The sequence below is a fragment of the Nonomuraea sp. CA-141351 genome, assembly GCF_050944675.1.
In the GTDB taxonomy this organism is placed as follows: Bacteria; Actinomycetota; Actinomycetes; order Streptosporangiales; family Streptosporangiaceae; genus Nonomuraea.
Genome location: NZ_CP191982.1, coordinates 7657368 through 7682399, shown reverse-complemented (window position 1 = coordinate 7682399; position 25032 = coordinate 7657368). Strand labels below are relative to the sequence as shown.

Sequence of the window (25032 nt, the reverse complement as noted above, 5' to 3'; positions counted from 1 at the left end):
GCGCTGGTCCACCTCGCGCCCCGGTGGTACACAGGCGTCATGGCAGAGATCGTCCTCTTGCACTCCGCACAGGGCCTGCGCCCGGGGGTGGGCGTGGCGGCGGAGGTTCTGCGGTCGGGCGGGCACGTCGTGCGCACGCCCGACTACTACGACGGCGAGGTCTTCGCCGACATCGAGCCGGGTCTGCGCAAGCGTGACGCGCTGGGCCCCGACGAGCTCGACCGCCGCTTCCGCCGGATCGGGGACGAGGTGGCGGGTCCCACGGTGTTCGCCGGGTTCTCGCTGGGAGCGTACGGGGCGCAGTTGCTCGCGGCGACGCACCCGATGGCGAGGGGCGCTCTGCTGTTCCACGGCGGGGTGGCCGTCGAGGGTGAGTGGCCGGACGGAGTCCCCGTGCAGGTGCACTACGCCGAGCACGATCCGTGGCTGGACAAGGAGGAGATCGCCAGGCTCGGAGCGGCGGTGGGAGCGGGATTCGAGTGCTTCGTCTATCCGGGTGACCGACACTTGTTCGCCGATCCCGGCCTGCCCGATTACTCGGAAGAGTCGGCGGCGCTCATGTGGAAGCGGTCGCTCGCGTTTCTCGGCCGGACATAACGCGCTTTCCGCAAATTGGGTCTCCCTTTTCTCTCGCGTTTTATTTACGATCACATCGACCAATCGAGATCGACGGAGGGATCGCACATGACGATCGAGATCAAGAAGGTCGAAGAAGTCGAGACGACGGGTAACAGCAACAGCTGCTGACCGTCTGCGCGGCCTCCCGCAGAGGCCCCCATCCGCGGGAGGCCCGCCTCCGACCTGCTCTGGAGTCGTCTCCATGCCAAGGATTCAGGTGAATCCGGCTTTTCCTCTTTTCATCGACGAGGAACACGAGAGGATACGGCTCGGCGATTTCCCGCCGACCGGGCGAATACTGGATCCCGCCCCGCCGCCCCTGCGCCGCCTGATCCGGCTCTGCGCCGAGTCGCCCGTCGAGCGGAGTGAATTGCACACTCTCATCGACGGCGTCGATCCTCAGGATATCGACGCGGCGGTCGAGCAACTTCTGGCCGCGCGGATTCTCGTCACCGACACCGAACTCGGCACGCTGACCGGCGAGGCCAGGCTGTCCCGGTTAGGGCTGTGGCTGTCCATGTTCCACCCGGCGGAGCAGGCCGCCGCGGCGATCGCGGACCTGTCGCGCAGACATGTCGCGGTACTCGGCGCGGGCGCCATCGGCGGGCACGTCGCGCTCCAGCTCGCCACCTCGGGCGTGGGCCGGCTGACGATCCTGGACGACGACCGGGTGGAGCTCAGCAACCTGCACCGCCAGCACCTCTACACCGTGCGCGACCTCGGCGAGCCCAAGACGGCCGCCGCCGCGCGCACCCTCCTGGAGCACTGCCCGGACCTGGAGGTCAGGCAGGTCGGGAGGCGCATCGCCGGGCCGCGCGACGTCGTCACCGACGCCGACCTCGTCGTGAACACCGTGGACACGCCGCAGCCGCACATCCGCCGCTGGGTCAACCAGGCCTGCGTCGAGGCGGGCACGCCGTTCGTCACCGGCGGCTTCAACCAGCACGTCGGCCTGCTCGGGCCGCTCGTCGTGCCCGGCAAGACCGGCTGCCTGGCCTGCCAGGAACGCGCGCTCGCCGAGCGCTACGGCACCACCACATTGCCGGTCAGCGACAACCCCGGGCGGACGATCCCGTCGTTCGGGCCCTTGTGCGGGATCGTGTCGGGGATGCTCGCCTCGGAGGTGATCCGCCACCTGACCGGGACCGGCGCGTCCGCGATCGAGGGCAGGAGCGTCTGGCTGGACCTGCTCACGCTCACCACCACCGCCCGGGACTTCGACCGGCTGGACGACTGCGAGGTCTGCGGGTGAGGGCCGATTTGTCGTTCCTCACTGTCGTCGCCGACGGGCCGGACGACTATGTGATCGGCAACGGCGAGACGTTCGTCAACGTGCCGGGGGTGGCGGCGGCCGTGATCGCGTCGCTCGACGGGACCAGGACGGCCGAGGAGGCCCGTGCCCGGGTGCTGGCCGAGCACGGCGTGGACGTGGACGTGGCCGAGTTCGTCACCGGGCTCGAAGGAGCGGGGCTGCTCAGCCGGCCGCGCCGCCCGCCGAACCTCTGGGACCGGATCCGGCCCCGTCACGTGGCCTGGCTCTTCTCCAGGACCGCCCACGCCGTGCTGGCCCTGCTGACGGCGGCCGCGCCGGCCGCCGCCGTCGCCAGGCCGGAGATCCTGCCCGGTTTCTCGTCGCTGGTGTGGTCCAACAGCCTCACGTTCACGGTGGCCTTCGTGGCCGGCTCGTGGATCCTCGTGCTGGTGCACGAGCTCGGCCACGTCGCCGCCGCGAGGTCGCTGAACGTGCGGGCCGAGCTGTCGCTCGGCACCCGGCTGCAGTTCCTGGTCGTGCAGACCAGGATCACCGGCATCTGGGGCGTGCCCAGAAGGGCCCGCTACCGCGCGTATCTGGCGGGCATGCGGGTCGACTGGTTCCTCGTCTGCGCCGGGGCGTGCGTCCTGTACGTCGCCGACCTCGCCATCGTGCGGCTGGTCATGGTCATCTGCCTGTCGCAGATCGCCTGGCAGTTCCTGTTCTTCATGCGTACCGACGTCTACTACGCCTTCGCCAACGCCAGCGGGAACAAGAACCTCATGGCGGACGCGCAGGCGTACCTGCGCGCCGCGCTCGCGGGGAACGCGGGGCAGGCCCGCCGCAGCGTCCGCGTCTACGCGTGGTTCCTGGTGGCGGGGCGGGTGCTCGGGCTGGGGTTCTTCGCCCTCTACACGGTGCCGATCACGCTCGCGGTGGTGCGGCGGTCCGTCGCGGAGCTGCCCGGCTGGCAGCCCGTCGCCACGCTCGCCCTGGTGGCCGCCGGGTGGGTGCTCTACCTGGCCCTGCTCGGCCGCCGGCTGATCACGTCAGCCCGGAGTGGAGCCCTTCGGCGAAGCCGGCCGGGCTCGTGAGATAGCCCACGGCGGTGGGTTTCCAGCCGCAGCCGGTGGTGGCGAGTTCACGACAAGTCGGGAAGTGGCCACATCGACCTCATAGACACCGTGCCGTCCAGATCACTAGGAATGCGGTATTCGTGCTTACCGATTTTCTGGAGGTCGTCCATGGGACGATGGCGGGCTGCGGCCGTCTCCATGGTCATGGTCGCATCGGTGCTCGCGGCTCCCGGCGCGCACGCGGCAACGGTATCCCCGCCGGCGGCGTTCACAAGGGCCCCGGCGAGCGACGAGATCACGCTGATCACCGGCGACCAGGTGCAGGTGCGGGCCGTGGACGGCGAGCACCACGCGGTGACCGTCACCCCCGCGCCGCGCGCTGACGGGTCCGTGCCGACGTTCCAGGTGCTGGAGTCGGACGACGGCGTGACCGTCATTCCCGACGACGTCGCGGCCCTGGTCCCCGAGCGGCTCGACACCGCGCTGTTCAACGTGACCGAGTTAGCCGAGCAGGGCTTCGGCACCGCGATCCCGCTCATTTTCACGTACGCGGGCAACACCACCAAGGCCGCGATCCCCGCCGTGAAGCAGGTCCGTACGCTGGAGAGCATCGGCGGCGCGGCCGTCCAGGTGGCCACGCGGGACGCGGCGAAGTTCGGGACGGAGCTGGCCAAGCTGGCCGCCCCGACGCTGCGCGCGGCCGGGCCGCTGGCAGGCGTGGAGAAGATCTGGCTCGACCGCAAGGTGGAGCCGGCACTGGAGCAGAGCGTGCCGCAGATCGGCGCGCCCGAGGCATGGGCCGCGGGCTACGACGGCACCGGCACGACCGTGGCCGTCCTGGACACCGGCGTGGACGCCACGCACCCCGACCTCGCGGGCAAGGTCGCCGACCAGCGCGACTTCACCGGCCAGAGCGTCACGGGCGACCCCCACGGGCACGGCACCCACGTCGCCAGCACCATCGCGGGCACGGGCGCCGACGGTATCGGCAAGGGCGTCGCGCCCGGCGCGAGGCTGCTCAACGGCCGCGTGCTCGACGCCGACGGCTACGGACTGCTGTCCTGGATCATCGACGGCATGGAGTGGGCGGCCGGCGAGAAGCACGCCGAGATCGTCAACATGAGCCTCGGCAGCCGCGAACCGGGCGGCCCGCTCACCACCGCCCTGACGCGGCTCAGCCGGCAGTACGGCACGCTGTTCGTGGTGGCGGCCGGCAACGACGGCTGCGACCAGTGCGTGGGCGCCCCTGGCGACGCCCCCGAGGCACTGACCGTCGGCGCCGTGGACAAACAGGACAAGCTTGCTCCCTTCTCCAGCAGGGGACCGATCATCGCCGACCTGGCCGTCAAGCCCGACGTCACCGCCCCAGGCGTGGACATCACGGCAGCCAAGACGGGCGGCGGCAGCCTCACGCTCTCCGGCACCTCGATGGCGACCCCGCACGTGGCGGGCGCGGCCGCGCTGCTGCGGCAGGCCCGCCAGGGGATCACCGGCAACGAGCTGAAGTCGCTGCTCATGGCCGGCGCCAAGCCGGGCCAGGGCATCGCCGTGGACGCCCAGGGCGCGGGCCGCATCGACGTGGCCGCCGCGCTCAAGGACACGGTCGTGGCCTCGACGGGCTCGGCCGGCTTCGGCAAGCTCACCACGGGCGAGCAGAAGAGCCTCACCGTCGGCTACCACAACCTCGGCCAGGCCCCCGCCGAGCTGAGCCTGTCGACCGGCGACGCGTTCACCGTCGAGCCGGCGAAGCTCACCGTGCCCGCCGGAGGGACGGCCGAGGTGAAGGTCACGGCCAAGGCGGACAAGGCCGGGCTCCTGCGCCAGGAGCTGACCGCTGCAGTGGCGGGCGGCGGCACGGTACGCACGCTGCTGACGGGCAGCGTCGACGAGAAGCGGGTCGAGCTACGCGTACGCGGCATCGCCAGGGACGGCCGCACCGGCCGCGGCGGCTTCACCGTGCTCAACCTGGACGAAGGCACCCTGGTCGGCCGGCTCCTGCCCGGCGACCCGTCCCAGCCCTGCACCGACCAGAAGTACGGCACCGGCACCTGCCTGCTGGTCAAGCCCGGCACCTACTCCGTGCTCGGCCACATCTTCACCATGCCCGCCACGCAGGACAGCACCACATCGGGCAAGCCGCTCAACGAGAGCCTGGTCGGCGACCCGGAAATGGAGATCACCGAGAACACCGAGGTGGTGCTGGACGCCCGCAAGGCCATGGAGGTCAAGGTCGAGACGCCCGACCACAAGACCAAGCGGAACACCGGGGCCGCCGCCGCCCTCATGTGGTACCGCTCGAGCAAGACGGGCACCGCGCTGCGCGGCGGCACCACGATCTCGCCCGGCGGGCAGATCGAGGAGCGGCTGTTCGTCCAGCCCACCAGGAAGGTCACCAAGGGCACCTTCACCGTCGCCACCCGCTGGCGGCTGACCGCCCCCGAGATCACCCTCTCCACGCCCGGCCTGAACCTCGACCCGCAGTACGTCGACCCTGTCCAGTTCAGCGACTTCTCCACCGAGTACCCGCGCCTGGACGGCACCCGGCTCCTCCTGGCCGTGGACGCGGGCCGGGGCAGCGCCGAGGAGATCAAGGCCCGCGACCTGCGCGGCAAGCTCGCCGTCATCCGGCGCACCGACAGCGTGCCCGTCTCCGCCCAGGCCAACGCGGCCGCGGCCGCCGGGGCGAAGCTGGTCGCCGTCTACAGCGACCAGCCGGGCGCCGACGTCACCACCGGCGGCAACATGGTCAAGCTCGCCGTCCCGACCGTGCGGCTGACGCACGAGGAGGGGCTGAAGCTGGTCGAGCGGCTGCGCCGCCTGCCGGTGCCGATCCTGGCCACCGGGATCGTCGCCAGCCCGTACGTCTACGACCTGTACCTGCGCGAGAAGGGCCGGGTACGCGACTCGCTCACGTACACGGTGAGGTCGAAGTCGCTGGCCAGGATCGAGACCGGCTACCACAGCCAGCTGTCCGACGACGTGACGGTGAACGAGGCCAGGTTCGTCTTCGAGCCGTGGGACACCTCGTCCATCTCCACGAACCACCCCATGGCCAAGGCGCCGCGCACCCGTACCGACTACGTCACACCGGACCCCGAGCTGCGATGGAGCACGTCGGCGGGCACCCCCGAGCGGTCCTACAACAACATGTGGCCGCACCCGGACACGCCACGCATCTCGATGTCGTCGCCGGAGTTCCGCCCGTACGAGGTGGGGGAGCGGGTCAGCCGGACGCTGTTCAAGCAGCCCCTGCTGCCCGGGATCAACCCGCGCAACCCGGTGCGCAGGGAGGGGGACCGGCTGCGCGTCTCGATGCAGGGGTTCGTGGACGCCGACCGGAACTACGGCGACGCCTACACCAGCCAGTTCGAGCACGGCCTGAAGACCGACTTCCGGCTCTACCAGGGCGACACGCTGCTGTGGCAGACGAACTACCTGCCCTCGGGCTCCGGGGTGCTCTCGCCGGACAAGGCCACGTACCGGATCGAGTACGCCGTCGCCAACGAGGCCGAGTGGGCGAAGCTGTCCACCCGTACGAAGGCGGTGTGGACGTTCGGCTCGGAGCGGGCCGCGGGCACGACGGTGGTGCCGCTGCTGCTGGCCTCGTTCGACGCGCCCGTGGACCTGAAGAACCAGGCCGGCTCGCGCAGGCTCGGCCTGTCCCTCTACCACCAGGAGGGCGCGGAGCAGAGCGCGGTCAAGGACGTCTCGCTGGAGGTGTCGTACGACGACGGCGCCACCTGGACGAAGGCCCGCCTGCGTGACAAGGGCGAGCGGGCCTACGAGACCACGCTCGGCCGCTCGCCGTCCGGGTTCGTGTCGCTGCGGCTGAACGCCTCCGACGTCAACGGCAACACCCTGTCGCAGGAGGTGATCCGCGCTTACGCGGTGCGCTGAACGCCGTGCATGAGGGTGTCGAGCACCCTCGTGGCCAGCGCGTCGGGATCGAAGCCTGGGGGAGAGCCGTGCGCGGCCTCCCCCAGGAGCGCGAGATAGGCCTGCCGCGCCCAGACGATGTCGGCGTCGGGGCCGAGCAGCTTCCCGAACACCGACTCACACTGCTCCATCACCTCGGCCCGCACCGCCTGCGCCTCGTGGCTGAGCGGCACTTGGCGGGCCAGGGTGAACCGCCAGCCCGGCTTGATCTGCAGGATGTTGGCCGTGGCCTGGTGCAGCGCCACCATGGCGGGAGCGGTGTGCGGGCGAGCGGCGTGCACGGCCTCCTGGATCTCCCGCCACGCGGCCACCTCCATGGCCTCGATCAGCGCCTCCCTGCTGGCGAACCTGCGGTGGATGGTGGCCCTGGCCACGCCCGCGGTCTCGGCGATCTGCTCCATCGTGGCCACCGGGTTGGCGCTGAGCACCTCTTCCGCCGCCGCCATGATTGCTCGCATGCTGCGCTCGGCGTCGGCCCGCAGTCTTCCCATGGAGGAGACGTTACAGCCTCAAACTGAGACTATTTGCCGCAGATAGCGATAGATCTGATACTTTTTAAAGCATGACGCATGCTCTTGTCACCGGAGCCTCCTCCGGGATCGGCGCGGAGTTCGCGCGCCGGCTGGCCGCCCGCGGGCACGACCTGGTGCTGGTCGCCAGGTCCCGGCCCGCGCTGGAAACACTCGCCGCCTCGTTGCGCCAGGCCCACGGGGTGCGGGCCGAGGTGCTCGTCCAGGACCTGTCCGCCCCCGACGCGGCCACCCGGGTCGCCGAGGAGGTCGCCGCCCGCGGGATCGCCGTCGACCTGCTGGTCAACAACGCGGGCTTCGGCACGGCGGGCCACTTCGCGCAGATCGCGCCGGAGCGCGAGCACGAGGAGCTCATGGTCAACGTGGTCGCGCTGGTGGGGCTGACGCACGCGTTCCTGCCAGGGATGCTCGAGCGCGGCTCGGGCGCGGTGGTGAACGTGGGGTCCACGGCCGGCTTCACCATCGCCCCCTACTTCGCGACGTACGCCTCGTCCAAGGCGTTCGTGCTCAACTTCAGCCTCGCGCTCTGGAGCGAGCTGCGCGGCAGCGGCGTCAAGGTGCTCGCGGTCGCGCCCGGGCCGGTGGAGACGCCGTTCTTCGACAAGATCGGCACCCGGGAGGCGGCCCTCGGCGCCAAGCCGGTCCCGCCCGAGCTGGTCGTCACCTCGGCCCTGCGCGCCCTCGACCGCGACCGCGGCTACGTGGTGCCGGGCCGCGGCAACGTGGGCCTCGCCCACCTGATGCCGCGCCGCCCCCGCAAGCTCCTGGCCCTGATCGGCCGCCGCGTCACCAGGCAGGTCGCCGACGCCCTCACACCCAGTGCCGCCGGCTCACCTCGATGACCTCCTCCGTGGTCAGCGGGGCCTTGGGGTGCCAGGTCAGGCACATCGGCACCCGTGCCTTGACGAACGGCTCGCCCTCGACAGCCGCATAGAACTCGCCTGAGCGCAGCCGCGAGACCTCCGGCACGTCGCCGCCCTTGGCGCGGGCCAGCTCCCTGGCGGCGGAGATCTGGATCGGCGCGTTGAGCAGACCGAAGAACTGTGTGGCCGAGTTGCCGGGGATCTGGTTGTGCAGTCCCTTGGGCGCCTGCGTGGCGAAAACCAGGCCGAGGCCGTACTTGCGGGCCTGCGAGGCCAGCAGCAGCGTGCTGCGGGTGGAGGCGGCGCCGCCGGTGGCCGGCGCGAACGTCTGTGCCTCGTCCATCACCAGGAGCGCGCCCAGCGGGCGATCCTGCACAGGGTGCCGCTTGAACCACAGGAACAACTCCATCTGGAGCCGGCTCACGAAGCTCTGCCGCTGGTCGAGACCGGGAAGCCCGACCAGGCTGATCACCGAGACGCGGGCCTGCTTCCCCTCGGGCGGGCTGACCAGGAGCGCCGGGTCCACCGGCTCTCCCGCGCCGCCGAACAGCGGGTCGTTGTCCATGGCGGCGGTCAGCGACTGGGCGAGGTCGGCTGCGATGCGGGGCGCGTTGGCCAGCTCGCTCACGCCCTCGGGCAGGTCCGACAGCAGCGCGGCGAAGCCTTTCAGGCTCCGCGCGCCCCGCAGGCCGTAGTACGCCAGTGCCTTCCTGAGCACGGCCTGGCCGAGCTGCGCCTTGGCGGTGTTGGCATCGAGCCGCACGCGCGGCACGATGAACGCGGCCGCCGCCTCCACCGCCTCGGCGAACTCGTCGGGATCGCCGGCCAGCGCCGCGAAGTCAGGCAGCGGCTGGAATGTCAGCGGCCGCCCGCCTGTCCTGCCAGGGGTCCAGACCACCACGTCGGTGCCCGCCAGGTACTCCTCGGCCCTGCGCGCGTCGCCATCCTCCCAGTGCGCCGGCGCCTCCGGCCAGCGCTCGCCCAGCCTGGCCAGGTCGTTGTTCGGGTCGAGCACGATGGCTGAGACGCCGAACAGCGCACATTCCTCCACCAGGCGGCGGATGAGCACGGTCTTTCCCGAGCCGGACCCGGCGAAGATCGTGACGTGCTTCCTGAGGGCCTCCAGCGCCACGCTGACGGGCGCGCCGTCCGAGTCCCGCCTGCCGACCGGGACGTACGGCACGCGCGGGCCGGCGGGCCCGCTCGAGTGCGCACTCCCGGAGCCCGCCGGCCCGTCCACGCCGGGGCTGTCGCTCGCCGGACCATGGACGCGGTAAGCACCGGAGCCCGCGCTGGGACCAGGCTCGCTTCCGGGAACGCTCCAGGCGTCGGCCAGCGCCTCGCTCAGGAACGTCACCCCGCGGGTCGGCCGGCGTTCCGCCAGCCAGGCCGGCAGGTCCGGCGGGTTCTCGGCGAGCAGCGCATTGAGCGCCGCCAGCACCCTCAGGTCGTCCTCGCTCACCTGCAGGGTCCGCCCGCCGGCCTGCTCGAACGCCGCGATGGCCGCCTGCGTGGCCGTGCCCTTGGACCAGGGCTCGTTCCTGAGCAGGAACAGCCGCCGCTTCGGCACCTCCCCGTCCAGTCCGGCCATCACGGACGCCCTGCGGATCCGGTTCAGCGCCGCGTTGCCGTGCCTCGCGGTGATCGCGCGGAAGGCCCAGTGGATCTCGTCCTCCCTGGCCTCGTCGAGCGTACGGCGAAGCCGCGCGTGCAGGGGCGGCTTGGAGCTCGGCGGCGGGTCCACGGTGAACACCATGCCCGGCTCACCCTGCTCGGCGATCCAGGCCGACAGCCCCGCGGACAGCAGAGCGGGCATCACCGCGTCCTCGCTGACCTGGTCGATCACGGGAGGCCGCCAGGCGTCCCGCAACTCGGCGAACCGAGCGTCGAGCACGCCGAGATCGGTGGCCTGAGCGGGTGAGGGGCCACCGCCCACCGCGGCGTCGTCGAACCCCTCCAGCTCCCTGACCTCCCCGTCCACCAGGCACACGCGGACGTGCCGGTCGATCTCGATGAGCAGCCGTCGCGGCGTGAAACCGGGAGCGTGCTCGAAGGCCGACGGCTTCACCGGCCAGGTCGGATAGGGCGGCTTGATCCCTGCCGCTCCGTACTGCACCTCGAACCGCTTGGCCACCAGCCGGCGCGCCGTCTCGGCGTCGGGCACGGTCATGAGCCGGACCGGCCGCCTGAACCGGTCGGCGACGGTGTCGACCGCGACGTTCTCGATGAGCCCCCAGGTCGCCGGTATGCACGAGACGACGGTCAGCGTCCTGCGGGTCACCTCGCGCAGCTCCATCAGCCCGCCCGCGATCAGCTCGATCGTGAGCTTCTCGCCGGGGTCGAGGACCGCCTCGTGAGCGGTCGCCGTCGAGGACTGCGCGACGAGCGGGTCGATCTGGTCGACGGCGATCACGGTCGGGCCGGTGAGGGCCAGCAGGCGGGAGATGTCCCTGACGATCTCCTGTGCGCTCCTTACGACGTGCCGGATCCCCCAGCGGGCACGCTCTCCTGGCGCCTCCTCCGGCGCCGACGAGAGGAACGCCTCGCCGAGGTCCTGCATCGCATGGTCCTCGCTGGCCTGTAACACCAGAGCCCGTGCGGTGTCCTGGGCCTGACCTCCGACATGCCGGTCGAAGCGGCGCAGGGCCGTGACGAAGGCGTCGAGCTCCTCCTTGGTGACGAGCCTTTTGCCGGAGATTGCCCGCCCCACCATCCTGGAGACGCCGACCTTCGAGGCCAGGCACGACAGGAATCGCCCGAGCTGGCTCTGCCCGTCGTTGCCCACTCGGTTCAGGCTGTCGAGGAGGGACACGACGGTGCTGTCCCAGAACCCCTTGGCGCTCAGCAGGCCGATCAGGACGAAGTAGCCTCCCGCTCGCTCTGTCTCCTCGCGCAACCAGCCGAGCAGGTGGGTCTTACCCGTGCCGCGCTGGCCCAGCACCACCACACCGACGGGACTGGCGCCAGGCTCGGCGGCGGCCTCGGCCAGGCCCTCGAGAACGACCTTCGTCGAGGCGGAATGCAGGCCGTCCACGTGGAAGGCCGAGCGACGCCAGACGTCGTCCGCGCTCTCGGTGTAGTTGAACCTGAGCGCGGAGAGCGCATCCGTGCCCAGGATGCTCATGGCCTGCCGATCCAGAGCAGGTGCTTGTCCTGCTTGCCGATGACCACCGCGGCCGCGCGGTCCTGAGGGGTGAGTGTCTTCTGGTTCGACTCGGGGACGAGGTCGACGTCGCTCAGCCGTTCCATGCGCGCCAGCGCCGCGTCGACCTCCGTCTTCGGCACGTCACCCAGCAGGGGGCGCAGCTTGGCCAGGCTGACCCAGGCTTCGGGCCGCGGCGCCAGCTCGGCGTAAGCCGCGCGAATCCTCGCCTCGAGGTCGACGGGCTGGGCCGCGTCGTCGTCGGGCTGGAAGATGTCGGCCAGCCGCTGGTCGGTACGTTCCATGAAGCGCGGCAGCCAGCCGAGCAGCGCCCGAGCGATCGCCCCTGACGAGCCGGACTGAGCCGGGAGCCTCCCGGCGCGCAGATCCTCCGCCAGGCGGGCCCATCCGGCGTCCGTCAGCACATGGACGTACGCCCGGCCCGGCTTGTGGCTCTCCACCAGCTTCAGGTCATTGAGCTTGCGCCGTAGCCTGCCGTCGATTGTCAGCTTGTGTTGCTGTTTCAGCTCGCTGTTGGAGATCTCGCGGGCTTCGACGGCCAGCACAACCAGTGCGGAGAACTCCGGGAGCGACAGCCCGTCGTCTGGCATATCTCATCCTTTCGTCCCGCGGCGACCCCGCAGGAACTGCCCGATCTGGCGGATCACGGTTTCGATGTCAGTCAGTACCTGGACATCGGGGAAGCGCAGCACGGCGTAACCATCTAATTGGAGCCGGACGTCCCGCTGCCGGTCGTCGGCGAACTTGGCGGCTCCCCGGTGCTCCGGGCCGTCGATCTCCACCACGCACCGCTCCTTCTCCCACAGGAGGTCCAGCCGGATCGGGACGGCCAGCGGGTGCGGCTGGTACGTCTGGTTCCAGGCCCTTCCCGAGGCCCACTCGCGCGTGGCCAGCGCCACCTCCAGGGCCTGCTCGCTGGGGCTGCCCGGATGCGGCCGTCCGGCGACCGCCGGGTAGCCGACGGCAGGCGGGCTGGAGGCGGTGGCCGGACCGGTCAGGCCGCGCTCCCCGGCGACTCCGGGCTCCGTGACGCCACCAGGGTCCGGGGCCATGCCGAGCTTGGCGACGCCCGGCACGTCCAGCGGCATGGTCTCCACCCGGTCCACCGCTTTCAGCGGCGCGCCCGTGAGCCAGACGCCGGCCGCCCCCCGATGGGCCATCCATTCGCAGGTGCCGACGAGCACCTCCTCCGCCACTGCACCGAGCCCATCGGGAACGCGCACCAGGATGGCTGCCCGCGCCCGGCCGAAACTGTCGGCCAGCACTCGGACCAGCCCCGCCATCCGCACCTCAGGAGGGAACGCGCTCTCTCCGCCCGCCAGCGCCCGCTCGGCCAGCTCGGCGAGGAAAGGGCCGAAGTGTTCGCCGGCCGAGGCCTTGCGCAGCGCCAGCGCGCGCACGGCCGGAAGGTGCGCGCCGCCGGGCCCCTCGATGCCCTCGGCGCCGGGCAGCCAGGCGGGGAACAGGGCCAAGGCCGCCTTGTCCAGCTCGCGCAGGACAGAGGCGGCCATTTCGGAAGTGGAACGGGGCTCGGCGGTGAAGTAGGTGACGATGGCGGGCGCGCCGGGCGGAAGCGGGTCGACGGCGAGGGCGATGGCGTCCGCGTCGCCGTCGAGCCGGACCACGCGGCCGATCGGTAACTCCGACCACGCGACGCCTCGCACCCCACGACCGGACATGTCCGGGAGGGTATCCCGGCTACCGGCCCGCCAGCCAGACCGGTTCCGGGGTCATGGCGGGCTTCTCGGGGTAGGCGGCGCGGGTGAGCAGGACCTGGGCCACGCTCGCCTTGAGCAGGGCGGCGATCCGGACCACCGGCAGCAGGGTCAGGGCGAACAGTGCGCCCACCGCCGTGTTGACGATCACGAACATCGTGGGGCTGCCGGCGAACCCGAGCCACTCGGGCAGCCCGTGCCCGACGCCGGGGATCCGGGCGATGGCCCAGCCGTAGATGGGGAAGGCGAGGCCGGCGACGGCCCCGGTCCACCACACGGCGGTGAGGATGAAGGCGGCCAGCGAGAACGGGAACGCGATGATCCCGTTCAGGAGATCCATCCACGCCTGGCCGCTGGTCAGCGGGTTCATCGCGCGGCGGAACCAGCCCGCGCCCTCGGGGGCGGGCGTGTACGGCGGGCGGGCGACCGGGTGGCCGAGCACGCGGGGGAGCGCGACCCGTTCGAGGTCGGCGAGGTGGCGGGACGCGGCGGCGGTCGCGGCGAGCACGGGCAGGCCGACGAAGACGACGGCGGCGCCCAGGCCCGCCGAGACCCCGGCGACGGTGACGGTGAACGAGGCGACGGCCAGCGGGAGGCCGAGCAGGACGTAGCGGGTGTCGGTGGTGAGGCGCTGGAGGGTTCTCATGGGGAAAACGCTACGAGCCGGGCCCGCGACCATCGAGCCTGCGTGCGGGCCTGTGCGTGGTAGGGAGAGCCCTACTTGAAGCCGCGGTCCTCCCGGTCCCTGCGGAAGGCGTCCAGGCGGTCGAAGTCCAGGTCGTGAGTGGAGACCGGCGCATCCCCCGGGCCGGTGAAGAAGCCGGCACGGCTCTCGGGGCAGGGGTCGGCGAACCCGGTGACCCCTGCGCAGGGATGCCCGTGGTACGTGGTCTCGTGGTGCCAGTCGCTCACCGCCACATATGTCATGAACTCGTACGCCCGGGCCACGCTCATGTGCCGCCACAGCTCGCGCGCCGGAGCCGGGCCGTCCCAGCGGGTGATCGAGAAGGCGGGCACCAGCACCGCGTCGAGGCCGTCCCGCCCGGCCAGGCTCGCCGAGTACCACAAGTCGGCGCAGAGCAGCACGTGCAGGCGGCGGCCGTTCAGCTCGAAGCCCGTGCTCGGGCGGCCGGGCACCACGCCGGCGCCCAGCTCCAGGCCGTAGGGATGGACCTTGTCGTACTCGGCCAGCAGCGTGCCCCCGGCGTCGAACACCGCGCCCCGGTTGACGGCGCCATCTACTGGGCCGTCGTAGTGTGAGCCGCCCACCACCGCCATGCCCGTCCCCATGGCCAGATCGCGCACCCTGGCCAGGTAGTCGGCACGGGGGAGGCTGCCACCCACCAGCTCGGGCAGCAGCAGCACGTCACCCTCCTGAGCGGGGACGAACGCCTCGATCGCGTCGAAGTTGGCGTGGCCGTCGGGGGACCAGCGCGGGGGCTGAACCAGGAGGATCCGCACCGCTCTACTGTGGCTGATGCACGCGGATGACGGCCAGGTCCTCCCGGCGCACGGGCTCGCGGCAGTGCGCGCACACCGTGACCGGCTCAAGCGCCTCGCCGCAGCTGTGCCGCCAGACCGTCGGCGGCTCGCCCCGGGTGACGTAGCGGTCGCCCCAGTCCATGAGGGACAGCAGCACCGTGTGCAGCGCCTCGCCGGCCTCGGTCAGCACGTACTCGTAGCGCGGCGGATGCTCCTCGTACAGCCGGCGCTCCAGCAGCCCGACCTCCTCCAGCTTGCGCAGCCGGGCGGTGAGGATGTCGCGGCTGGCGCCGGTGTTGCGGGCGATCTGGTCGAAGCGGCGCACGCCCAGGAGGATCTCCCGCATGGCCAGCAGGCTCCACCGCTCCCCGACGACCGCCAGCGCGTTGGCGATCGAGCATTCCCTGGGCATCCCAACCTCCGAGAGAAAGTTCGGAATTCCAACTTACCTGTTACCGGGGATCGCCGCGAGCAGTTCGCGGGTGTAGTCCTGCTCGGGGTGGTCGAAGATCTCCTCGGCGGTGCCGCTCTCCACGATCCGGCCGTCGCGCATGACGTGCACCGCGTGCGAGATCATCCGCACCACGGCCAGGTCGTGGCTGATGAACAGGTAACTGAGCCCCAGCTCCCGCTGCAGCTCGGCCAGCAGCTCCAGGATCTGCGCCTGGACCAGCACGTCCAGCGCGGAGACGGCCTCGTCCAGCACCACCAGCTCGGGTGAGAGGGCCAGCGCCCTGGCGATGGCCACCCGCTGGCGCTGGCCGCCCGACAGCTCGTGCGGCAGCCGCTCGGCCATGGAGGCGGGCAGCGACACCTTCTCCAGCAGCTCGGCCGCGGTCTTCGCCCGCTCCGCCGCGCTGCCGACGCGGTGCACGCGCAGCGGCTCGGCGATCGACTTCCCGACCGGGTAGCGGGGGTCGAGCGAGGCGTACGGGTTCTGGAAGACGGGCTGCACCCGCCGGCGGAAGGCGAACAGCTCCCGCCTGCCGAGCCCGGCCAGGTCCGTGCCGTCGAAGCGGATGCTGCCGGAGGTGACGTCGTCGAGGCCGAGCAGCAGGTTGGCGGTGGTCGACTTGCCCGAGCCCGACTCGCCCACGATCGACACGGTACGGCCCCGCGGGATGCCGAACGAGACCGCGTCCACGGCGGTCAACTCCTCGCCGGTGCCCCTGATCGGGAACACCTTGCGCAGGTCCTTCACGACCACCAGGTCCTCCGCCTCCTGCGGAGGCCCGGATACCAGCGCCTGCACGCGGACCGACGACAGGCTCGGCACGGCCTTGAGCAGCCGCCTGGTGTACTCGTGCCCGGGTTCGGCCAGGATCTCGGCGGCCCGCCCGGTCTCGACGATGCGCCCGTCGTGCATGACGGCCACCACGTCGGCCCGCTCCGCCGCCAGCGCCAGGTCGTGCGTGATGAGGAGGACGGCCGTGCCCATCTCGGCGGTGAGCTGCTCCAGCTGGTCGAGGATGCGCCGCTGCACGGTCACGTCCAGCGCGGAGGTGGGCTCGTCGGCGATGAGCAGCTTCGGCCGGCAGGCCAGCCCCATGGCGATCAGCGCGCGCTGCCGCATGCCGCCGGAGAACTCGTGCGGGTACTGCCCGATCCGCCGCGCCGGGTCGGGGATGCCGACGAGGTCGAGCAGCTCGAGCACACGGGCTCTGGCCGCCTTGCCGTGGGCGACACCGTGCACCTCGAGAGCCTCGGCGATCTGCTCCCCGATGCGCATGAGCGGGTTGAGGTTCGACATGGGGTCCTGCGGGACCAGGCCGATGCCCGCGCCGCGGATCGCGGTCATCTCCCGCTGGGTGGCCCGGGCCAGGTCGCGGCCGTCGAACAGGACCTGTCCGCCGGTGATGCGGCCGTTGTCGGGCAGCAGCCGGTTGACCGCGGCCGCCGTGGTCGACTTGCCGGAGCCGGACTCGCCGACGACCGCGAGGGTCTGGCCCGGCAGGATCTCCATCGAGACGTTCTTGACGACCGTGACGTCCTGCTTGCGGGTGCGGAAGGCGACCGAGAGGTCACGGATCTCCAGGAGCGGGGTCATGCTGTCCTCGATCGTTGCGTGGTGGCCTGGAGCAGGTCGGCCCAGAGGGCGTCGGTGGGGGTGGGGTCGCCCTGGACGAGCAGGCGGTTGCTCGCCAGTGCCAGGGCGATGTCGCGGCCGGGGACGAAGCCGACCGCGCAGCCCACGTAGCCGGGGTGGCCGAGCACGGTGACGGTCTCGTCCCACAGGTCGAGCCGGTAGGTACGGAACCCGAGCGCCTGCCCGGCGTCCGGCCCGGGGGTGAAGAACTCCCGGGCGACCTCGGGCCGCCACAGCCGGTCGTGCTCCTCGTACCGGGACATCGCCAGGCCGTAGGCGAGCAGGTCGGGGACGGTCGAGAAGAGCCCGGCGTGCCCGGAGACCCCGCCGAAGGCGTGGTGGGCGTTGCCGTCGGCCACCTCGCCGAGCACGGGCCCGCCCCGCCAGCGCGCGAAGTCGGAGCTGCGGTACGGGACGGGGTACGGCCGGCCGGTGTCGAGCATGTCCATCTCGATCCGGTCGTCCAGGGCGCTCATGGCCACCTCGGGGCTCGCCGGGCGGGCGTACGTGGTGGAGCCGAGGCCGAGCGGCTCGGTGACCAGCTCGGCCACGGCCTGGTCCAGGCTCAGCCCGGTGACGGACGCGACGATCCCGCCGAGCAGGACGAAGCCGAGGTCGGAGTAGTGGCGTGCGCGCCCGGGCCGGTACCGCGGGGGCGGCTGCTCGGCCTGGATGTAGAGCGGCCACCACTCCCACAGTCCGCCCCGGTGCAGGAGCAGGTCCCGCACGGTGATCGCCTCGTACGAGCGCGCCAGGTACGCGCTCAGCGGCGCGTCCAGGTCCACGAGCCGGTCGGACACCAGCCGGATGAGCGCCGTCGTGGTGGCGACGACCTTGGTGACCGAGGCGAGGTCGTGAAAGGTGTCCAGGGTCATCGGCGCGTCGCCCACACGCTCGCCGCCCTCCCAGCGCACGGTCCGGTGGCCGGTGCACTCGGTGAGGTCGAACCACGGCGTCCGCGCGGCCATGACCACCCCCGCGGGCGCGTGGACCGGTGTGTCCTCCGTCATCGGGTCAGCACCAGCGAGCGCGGCGGCTCGGCGACCGGCGCGGGCAGGATCAGCGGGTTCGCGCCGGGCGTCAGCGTGCCGAGGACGCGGGCGGCCCGGGCGCCCGTTCCTCCCGGCACGGTGCCCGGCAGTCCGTGCGCGGTCAGCCAGCCGATCAGCGCGAACGCGATGGCCTCCTTGTCGTCGGAGGGGGCGCCGTAATCGTCGGACGGCGCCACGTCCACGCCCGGCAGAGCCGCCCGCAGCCCGTCCATGATCACGGGATTGCGGCAGCCGCCGCCCGAGACGACCAGCGCGCCCACCCCGGCGGCCCGCACGTCCCCGGCGACCGTGCGGACGGTCAGCTCGGTGAGCGTGGCGACCAGGTCGGCGTCCCCGACCTCGTGCCCCGCCCTGGACAGGGCCGCCTCCACGTATCCGAGGTGGAACAGCTCCTTGCCGGTGCTCTTCGGCGCGGCCAGCCCGTAGTACGGCTCGTCGAGCAGCACCTCCAGCAGCCGCCCGTCCACCCGCCCCGAGGCCGCGATCCGGCCGTCCTCGTCGAAGCCGCGCTCGTTCAGCCCTCTGCTCGTCACCACCGCGTCGATCAGCGCGTTCGCGGGCCCGATGTCGTAGGCGTACAGCTCGCCCCCGCTCACCACGGTCATGTTCGCGATGCCGCCCAGGTTGAGCGCCGCCGCCCCACCCTCGTGCGAGCCGAGCAGCAGTCCGTCGAGCACCGACACCAGCGGCGCCCCGTGCCCGCCGGCCGTGATGTCCCTGATGCGCACATCCGACAGCACGGGGACGCCGGTCCGCTCGGCGATCCACGCGGGCTGCCCGATCTGCAGCGTGCCGAGCGCGTGCGTGCCCTCCACCCAGTGGTAGACGGTCTGCCCGTGCGAGACGATCAGGTCGACGGGCCCGCCCAGCGCGATGGCCGCGGCCGCGGCGCCGGCGAAGCTCTGCCCGATGAGCGTGTCGAGCACGCACACCTCGGACAGCGTCGTCTCCGCGGGCGGCAGCGCCGCGATCAGCCGGGCCCGCAGGTCCGCCGGGTACGGCGTGCTCGCCGTGTAGCCGACCCGGCCTTCGAGCAGGCCGCCGACGAGATGGAAGTCCACCACCGCAACGTCGATCCCGTCGTGCGACGTACCGGAGATCATTCCCAGAACCCTCATGCCCGCTCCCCCAGAACCGTCCGCAGCCGCCCACCGGCCCCGGCCAGCCGCGCCGCAGCGTCCTGCGGCGACAGGCCGAACCGGAAGGCGACGACCGCCTGCTTCACGTTGAAACCGTTGCGACGAAGCGCGGCGAGGGCCTCCTCGGGCCCGGCGCCGCTGATCGCCCGTACGATGCGCACGGCGCGTTCGCGCAGCTTGCCGTTGCTGGCCTTGACGTCCACCATCAGGTTCCCGTACGTCTTGCCGAGCCGCACCATGACGATCGTCGAGAACATGTTGAGCACGAGTTTCTGCGCCGTGCCCGCCTTGAGCCTGGTCGACCCGCTGATCACCTCGGGCCCGACGAGCACCTCGATCCCGTGCTCGGCCGCCTCGCTCAGCGGGGTGGCCTCGTTGCACGACAGCCCCACGGTCAGCGCGCCGCGCTCGCGCGCCCGCCGCACCGCCGCCACCACGTAAGGGGTGCGCCCGCTGGAGGCGACGCCCACCACGGTGTCGAGCGGCCCGATGCCGGCCGCGTCGATGGCCGCCGTCCCGGCCTCCTCGTCGTCCTCGGCACCTTCGCAGGGCGACACGATCGCGCTCTCGCCGCCCGCGATGATCGCGAAGACCTGCTCAGGTGGCGTGCCGAACGTCGGCGGGCACTCGGAGGCGTCCAGCACGCCCAGCCGCCCCGGCGTGCCCGCGCCCACGTACACCAGCCGGCCGCCCCGCTCCATGCGCTCGGCCGTGGCCTCGATCGCCTCGGTGATCCGCGGCAGGGCCCGGGCCACCGCGCCGGGGACGGCGGCGTCGGCCGCGTTCATGGTGGCCGCCAGCTCGGCCACGCTCATCGTGTCGATCCCGGTGAAACGGGGATCGTCCGCTTCGGTCGTCAGTTCTGAGAGATTCACCGCTTGCCTCGATCCTTAAGTGCCACGATTCCGCGGGTCGAGAGTGTCGCGCAGGCCGTCGCCGAGCAGGTTCAGCCCCACGACCAGCAGGACGACGACCGCGCCCGGCGCGATCAGCGTCCACGGGGCGATGAAGACCAGGCTGCGCGCCTCGAAGATCATCGAGCCGAGCGACGGCGCGGGCGGCGGCGTGCCCAGGCCGAGGAAGCTCAGCGACGCCTCCGTCAGCACCGCCCACGACAACGACAGCGCGATCTGGATGACGACGATCGAGGTGATGTTCGGCAGGACGTGACGGAGCATGATCTGCCAGCGGCTCATGCCGGTCGAGACGGCCGCCTTGACGTACTCGATCTCCCTGAGCGACAGCACCGGGCCCCGGGTGACGCGGATGAAGATGGGCACGTACACGATGGCGATGGCCACGGCGATCGTGAACCAGTTGCGGTCCAGCACCGAGGCCAGCGACAGCGCGAGCAGCAGCGGCGGGAACGCGAACAGCACGTTCGTCACCCCGCCGATCGCGCCGTCGGCGAAGCCGCGGTAGAAGCCGGACACGAGCCCGCCCAGCGTGCCCACCACGGTCGCGAACGCCACCGCGACGACCGCGATGAGCGCCGAGTTGCCCACCCCGGCCGCCACCCGCGAGAACACGTCCCGGCCGAACTGGTCGGTGCCGAACAGGTGGGCCCCCGATGGCGCCATGAAGCGCGACGGCGGGTGCTGCGCGATCGGGTCGTACGGGAGCAGCCCGGCGTACGACAGCGCCGCGACGGCGGCCAGCAGGACGAGGATCGCCGACCCCACCACCAGGGTGGGACTTCTCTTCACGACGCCCTCACTCGCGGGTCGATGATCCGATAGAGCACGTCTGTCAGCAGGTTCACCAGCACGAACGCCAGCGCGATCACCAGCACCGTGCTCTGCACGACCGCGTACTCCTTCTGCTGGATGCCCAGCAGCACCTGCCTGCCGATGCCCGGCACGGAGAAGATCTGCTCCACCACGACCGCGCCGCCCAGCAGGTAGCCGAACTGCAGGCCCGTCATGGTCACGATCGGCACGAGCGCGTTGCCGAGCACGTGCTTGACCTGCAGCCGCCGTTCGGGCACGCCCTTGGCGCGGGCGGTGCGGACGAAGTCGTTCGAGCGGACCTCCAGCACCGCAGTGCGGGTGGTGCGCAGGATCGGCGCCGCGATGCCGAAGCCCAGCACCAGCGCGGGCAGGAGCATCTGCTGCAGGTTGAGCAGCGGGTCGTCGAAGAGCGTGGCGAAGCCCTGTCCGTTGGGGTTGAAGCCGAACGACGCCGCGAGGATCGACAGCAGCGTGGTGGCCAGCAGGAACGCCGGGACCGACAACCCCGCCAGGCTCACGACCTGGCCGAGCGCGTCCCTGGACGAGTTCGTCCTGGACGCCGCCAGCATGCCGAGCGGCACGCCGATCAGCAGCGCCAGCACGATCGAGAGCACCGCCAGCTCGAACGTCACCGGCAGCGAGTGCAGGGTCAGGTCGAGCACGCTCTGCTGCTGGCGGGCCGAGTAGCCGAAGTTGCCGGTGAACATGTTGCCCAGCCACGAGAAGAACTGCGTGACCAGCGGCTGGTCCAGCCCGTAGTACTGCTCCAGGGCCTGCCGCTGGGCGGGGGTGAGCGCCGCGGCCTCGGTGCCGAGCCCCGCCGTGATCTGGTTGCCGGGGATCGCCCGGAGCATGACGAACACGAGCACGGCCACCCCGAACAGGGTCGCCACCGTGCTGACGACGCGGTTGCGGAGGCGCATCAGCTGACGCCTCAATTGACCGAGGTGGTCCGCAGGTACTGCAACGAGCCGCTGGCCATCGGCACGAACCCCTGCACGCCGGCCGTCGTGGCGGTGTAGGTGTAGCCGGAGAACAGCCAGATCCAGGGCGCGTTCTCCTCCAGTTTGGCCGAGACCTGGTCGTAGATCGCCTTGCGGGCGGCCTCGTCGGTCGTCGCCTTGCCCTCGGCGAACAGCTTGTCCAGCTCGGGCGAGCTGTAGCCGGCGACCTTGTTCAGGTTGCCCTTGCTGGTGAAGTAGCGGCCGTAGGAGCCGTCGGGGTCGGGACGGCCGCCGTTGAGCGCGACGGCCGCGTCGAAGTCGGCGGCCACCCAGCGGTCCACGAACGCGCCCGACTCCAGCACCTCCAGGTCCAGGTTGATCTTGGCCTCGGCGAGCTGCGCCTTGAGGTTCTGGGCCTCGTTGACCGAGGTCGCGTACTCGCCCTGGGAGACGATGGTCTTGACGGTCACCCCGCCGGACTTGCCGGCCTTGCTCAGGTACTCGGCCGCCTTGGTCAGGTCACGGGCCGGGCAGGGGCGCTTGTTCGGGTCCGACTTGAACAGCGGGGCGGTGATCGGCCCCGTCACCTCGCCCTCGCCCAGCGCTGCGGTGTCGAGCACCTGCTTGCGGTCGATCGCGCACTGGATCGCCAGCCGCACGTTGACGTCCTTGAGGTCGCCGTGCTGCGCGTTGAGCTGGAGCACGTGGTAGTTGAGCTGCGGCGTCTTGGCCACGGTGATCGTGCCGCCGCCCTCCGCGGTCTGTGCGACGAGCGGGTCGTTGAAGACCGCCAGCTGCACGTTGCCCGACTGCATCGCCGACACGATGGACGACTCGTCGGGGATGACCCGGAACTCGACCGCCGGCACCTTCGGCTTCTCACCCCAGTACGCGTCATTCCTGGCCAGCGTGATCGACTGGCTCGCCACGCGGTTCTTGACCTTGAACGGGCCCGTGCCGTTCGGGGTCGTGTTGAGCTTCTCCTCGGTGTCGTCGGAGGAGAGCATCGCCATGTTGACCGTGGCCAGGTTGGCGGGCAGGGCGGCGTCGGGCCCGGTCAGCTCCAGCACCACGGTGTTCGCGTCGGGCGCCTCGACCGACTTCACCGACGACAGCGACGCCCTGGCCACGGCCGCCGTCTTCTCGTCCATGATCTTGTCCAGCGACGACTTGACGTCCTTGGAGTCGAACGTGCTGCCGTCGGCGAACGTGACGCCCTGCCTGAGCTTGAGGGTGAGCTTCTTGCCGTCGTCCGAGGTCTGCCACGACTCGGCCAGGCCGGGCACGACCTTCAGGTCCTTGTCGAACTCGGTGAGCGTCCCGTACAGGTTCTGCAGCACGTTCACGGCCTGGAACTGGGTGGCCTTCCAGGGGAAGAGCGTGTCCGGGTCGGAGGTGACGCCGACCACGAGGCTCTTGCCGGAGGCCGCGCCGGTGCCCGCGGGGGAGGAGCCGGGGGACGAGGATGACGAACAGCTGGTGAGGGCGATGGACAGCGCAGCGGCGATGCCGACCGCGGAGAAAGCGCCACGGGGCATGTGGTCTCCTCGGGGGAGTGGGTCATAAAATTACGCAGACCTTACCACCAGGGTACTTTCTTTCCTTTACGGGGATGGGCGGCGATGGCCGAGGACGACGGGACCGTACTGATCCGCATCCGGGCCGCCATGCCCGCGCTGCGGCCGTCGGAGCGGCGGATCGCGGAGGAGTTCGTCGGCGATCCCGCCGGCGCCGCCAACCTGTCCATCGCCGAGCTGGCCGCCCGCTGCGGGACCTCCACGACCTCGGTGGTGCGCTTCTACCAGCGCATGGGGTACGCCCACTACAAGGACCTCAGGATCGACCTGGCCAGGGCGGTGGCGCGCGAGGAGCTGACCAGGTCGAGCCTGCCGGAGGCGTCCGGCGACATCGACCGCCACGACAGCCTGGAGGGCATCGTCTCCAAGGTGGCGATGAACGAGACGCTGTCCATCGCCGACACGGCCCGCTCCTTGGACATGGAGGCGCTGGGCGCCGCGGTGTCGCTGCTGCTGGCGGCGCGCAGGATCGACAGCTTCGGCGTGGGCGCGAGCTCCCTCGTGGGGCTCGACCTGCAGCAGAAGCTATCGCGCATCGGGCGTACCGCCATCAACTGGCACGACTCACACTCGGCCTGGACATCGGCGGCCACGCTCGACTCCGGCTGCGTGGCGGTGGCCGTCTCGCACACGGGCGCCACGGTGGACACGGTCGAGTTCCTCTCCATCGCCCGCAAGTCGGGCGCATCCACCGTGGCCATCACGAACTTCCGCGACTCGCCGCTGGCCCGCGCGGCCGACGTGACGCTCACGACGGCCGCCAGGGAGACGAAGTTCCGCTCCGGCGCGCTGGGCAGCCGCATCGCGCAGCTCATGGTGGTCGACTGCCTGTTCACGGGGGTCGCGCAGGCGTCCTACGACGAGTCGATGGCGGCGCTGCGCAACACGTACGCGGTCGTGCACGCCCGCGTCGTCCACAAGCGCGGGTAGAGGTTTCACAGGCGGGATTCACCTGGGGTTCACGGGAACTCTCTACCTTTTGGGCCCATGAGCTGGAGGTACCGGGCCAACGCCACGCTGGAGGGCCTGACGGGATACACGTTGAAGCGGCGGCTGGAGAAGGCGCCGCCGAAACCACCGCCGCCGCCCCCGCTGGTGCTCCAGCGGCTGCCCGGCGACGTGGTGCGGCCGCCCGTCGATCCCGAGCACGACCGGCTGCTGCGCGAGCCGGTCTTCCTGCTGTCGTCTGTACGGTCGGGCTCCACGCTGCTGCGGGTCATGCTCAACAGCCACTCCCAGGTGCACTCGCCCATCGAGACGCACTTCAGGCGGGTCACCGTCGGGCTCGGCACCGATCCCGTACGGCAGGCCATGGAGGCGCTCGGCCACAACCACAGCGACATCGAGCACATCGTGTGGGACCGGCTGCTGCACCGCGAGCTGACCCGCAGCGGCAAGCCGATCCTGGCGGAGAAGACGCCGAGCAACGTGTTCGCCTGGCGGCGGCTCGCGGCCTGCTGGCCGGACGCGCGCTTCGTCTTCCTGCTGCGCCACCCCATGTCCATCGTGCAGTCCTGGCACGAGGCCGACCCGGAGAAGAGGCCCATGGAGGAGGCCGTGCCGCGCACGCTGAGCTACATGACCTACCTGGAGGAGGCCCGTACCCACCTCGAGGGGCTGACCGTGCGCTACGAGGAGCTGGTCGCCGAGCCCGAGCGCGAGCTGCGGCGGCTCTGCCTCTTCCTGGGACTGGAGTTCGAGCCGGCCATGCTGAAGTACGGCAACAAGGACCACGGCGCCTTCGTCAAGGGCATCGGCGACTGGCGCGACAAGATCCGCGCCGGCACGGTCGTCGAGGGCCGCCCTCTACCGTCGGCGGACGAGGTGCCCGCCGAGCTGCGCGAGATGTGCCGTCAGTGGAACTACTGA

At 71.3% G+C, this 25032-nt stretch carries 21 protein-coding genes; 7 read left to right on the top strand and 14 right to left on the bottom strand.

Annotated elements, in window-relative coordinates:
* The first annotated feature begins 39 nt into the window (after positions 1-39).
* From ACQPWU_RS36220 to ACQPWU_RS36205, 4 genes are all read left to right on the top strand, one after another.
* Positions 40-597, top strand: a complete 558-nt coding sequence (locus ACQPWU_RS36220) for a dienelactone hydrolase family protein (RefSeq protein ID WP_433429843.1) — start codon at positions 40-42, stop codon at positions 595-597.
* Between the two features lie 223 nt (positions 598-820).
* The gene (locus ACQPWU_RS36215; protein WP_433429842.1) at positions 821-1870 is read left to right on the top strand and encodes a HesA/MoeB/ThiF family protein; all 1050 of its coding nucleotides are present in this window, start codon (positions 821-823) and stop codon (positions 1868-1870) included.
* Positions 1867-2964, top strand: a complete 1098-nt coding sequence (locus tag ACQPWU_RS36210) for a PqqD family protein (protein ID WP_433429841.1) — start codon at positions 1867-1869, stop codon at positions 2962-2964. Before ACQPWU_RS36215 ends, ACQPWU_RS36210 begins: the two co-directional genes overlap by 4 nt.
* A gap of 150 nt (positions 2965-3114) precedes the next feature.
* Positions 3115-6843, top strand: a complete 3729-nt coding sequence (locus tag ACQPWU_RS36205; protein WP_433429840.1) for a S8 family peptidase — start codon at positions 3115-3117, stop codon at positions 6841-6843.
* Here the strand turns inward: ACQPWU_RS36205 and ACQPWU_RS36200 are convergent.
* Positions 6828-7373 (bottom strand): TetR/AcrR family transcriptional regulator, encoded by a 546-nt coding sequence (locus ACQPWU_RS36200; RefSeq protein ID WP_360711997.1) that lies wholly within the window; start codon positions 7371-7373, stop codon positions 6828-6830. The genes ACQPWU_RS36205 and ACQPWU_RS36200 overlap by 16 nt on opposite strands.
* Before the next feature lie 71 nt (positions 7374-7444).
* On the opposite strand from ACQPWU_RS36200, the gene ACQPWU_RS36195 reads away from it, so the two are divergent.
* Entirely contained in the window at positions 7445-8254 is an 810-nt protein-coding gene (locus ACQPWU_RS36195; protein ID WP_433429839.1) for an SDR family NAD(P)-dependent oxidoreductase, read from the top strand.
* Here ACQPWU_RS36195 and ACQPWU_RS36190 read toward each other — a convergent pair.
* The 13 genes from ACQPWU_RS36190 to ACQPWU_RS36130 form a co-directional block, all read right to left on the bottom strand.
* Complete coding sequence (locus tag ACQPWU_RS36190) at positions 8223-11399, bottom strand: ATP-binding protein (protein WP_433429838.1); 3177 nt, start codon at positions 11397-11399, stop codon at positions 8223-8225. The genes ACQPWU_RS36195 and ACQPWU_RS36190 overlap by 32 nt on opposite strands.
* Positions 11396-12028, bottom strand: coding sequence for a hypothetical protein (locus ACQPWU_RS36185; RefSeq protein WP_433429836.1), 633 nt, complete (start codon positions 12026-12028; stop codon positions 11396-11398). The genes ACQPWU_RS36190 and ACQPWU_RS36185 overlap by 4 nt, the downstream gene beginning before the upstream one ends.
* A 3-nt stretch (positions 12029-12031) precedes the next feature.
* Positions 12032-13117 (bottom strand): endonuclease domain-containing protein, encoded by a 1086-nt coding sequence (locus tag ACQPWU_RS36180; RefSeq protein WP_433429835.1) that lies wholly within the window; start codon positions 13115-13117, stop codon positions 12032-12034.
* Between the two features lie 19 nt (positions 13118-13136).
* The gene (locus ACQPWU_RS36175) at positions 13137-13799 is read right to left on the bottom strand and encodes a sensor domain-containing protein (RefSeq protein ID WP_433429833.1); all 663 of its coding nucleotides are present in this window, start codon (positions 13797-13799) and stop codon (positions 13137-13139) included.
* A gap of 71 nt (positions 13800-13870) precedes the next feature.
* The gene (locus tag ACQPWU_RS36170) at positions 13871-14614 is read right to left on the bottom strand and encodes a carbon-nitrogen hydrolase family protein (RefSeq protein ID WP_433429832.1); all 744 of its coding nucleotides are present in this window, start codon (positions 14612-14614) and stop codon (positions 13871-13873) included.
* Positions 14615-14618: 4 nt separating this feature from the next.
* Entirely contained in the window at positions 14619-15047 is a 429-nt protein-coding gene (locus ACQPWU_RS36165) for a winged helix-turn-helix transcriptional regulator (protein WP_433429830.1), read from the bottom strand.
* Positions 15048-15080: 33 nt separating this feature from the next.
* The gene (locus tag ACQPWU_RS36160) at positions 15081-16682 is read right to left on the bottom strand and encodes an ABC transporter ATP-binding protein (protein ID WP_433429828.1); all 1602 of its coding nucleotides are present in this window, start codon (positions 16680-16682) and stop codon (positions 15081-15083) included.
* The gene (locus ACQPWU_RS36155; RefSeq protein ID WP_433429826.1) at positions 16679-17731 is read right to left on the bottom strand and encodes a serine hydrolase domain-containing protein; all 1053 of its coding nucleotides are present in this window, start codon (positions 17729-17731) and stop codon (positions 16679-16681) included. The genes ACQPWU_RS36160 and ACQPWU_RS36155 overlap by 4 nt, the downstream gene beginning before the upstream one ends.
* Complete coding sequence (locus ACQPWU_RS36150; protein WP_433429824.1) at positions 17728-18891, bottom strand: anhydro-N-acetylmuramic acid kinase; 1164 nt, start codon at positions 18889-18891, stop codon at positions 17728-17730. The genes ACQPWU_RS36155 and ACQPWU_RS36150 overlap by 4 nt, the downstream gene beginning before the upstream one ends.
* Positions 18888-19787, bottom strand: a complete 900-nt coding sequence (murQ, locus tag ACQPWU_RS36145) for an N-acetylmuramic acid 6-phosphate etherase (protein ID WP_433429822.1) — start codon at positions 19785-19787, stop codon at positions 18888-18890. The genes ACQPWU_RS36150 and murQ overlap by 4 nt, the downstream gene beginning before the upstream one ends.
* A 15-nt stretch (positions 19788-19802) precedes the next feature.
* Complete coding sequence (locus ACQPWU_RS36140) at positions 19803-20618, bottom strand: ABC transporter permease (RefSeq protein ID WP_433429821.1); 816 nt, start codon at positions 20616-20618, stop codon at positions 19803-19805.
* Positions 20615-21565: an ABC transporter permease gene (locus ACQPWU_RS36135; RefSeq protein ID WP_433429819.1), complete on the bottom strand. Its 951-nt coding sequence runs from the start codon at positions 21563-21565 to the stop codon at positions 20615-20617. Before ACQPWU_RS36135 ends, ACQPWU_RS36140 begins: the two co-directional genes overlap by 4 nt.
* An 11-nt stretch (positions 21566-21576) precedes the next feature.
* Positions 21577-23124, bottom strand: coding sequence for an ABC transporter substrate-binding protein (locus tag ACQPWU_RS36130; protein ID WP_433429818.1), 1548 nt, complete (start codon positions 23122-23124; stop codon positions 21577-21579).
* Positions 23125-23208: 84 nt separating this feature from the next.
* On the opposite strand from ACQPWU_RS36130, the gene ACQPWU_RS36125 reads away from it, so the two are divergent.
* Positions 23209-24093, top strand: a complete 885-nt coding sequence (locus ACQPWU_RS36125) for a MurR/RpiR family transcriptional regulator (protein ID WP_433429817.1) — start codon at positions 23209-23211, stop codon at positions 24091-24093.
* A 57-nt stretch (positions 24094-24150) separates the two neighbouring features.
* Positions 24151-25032, top strand: coding sequence for a sulfotransferase family protein (locus tag ACQPWU_RS36120; protein ID WP_433429815.1), 882 nt, complete (start codon positions 24151-24153; stop codon positions 25030-25032).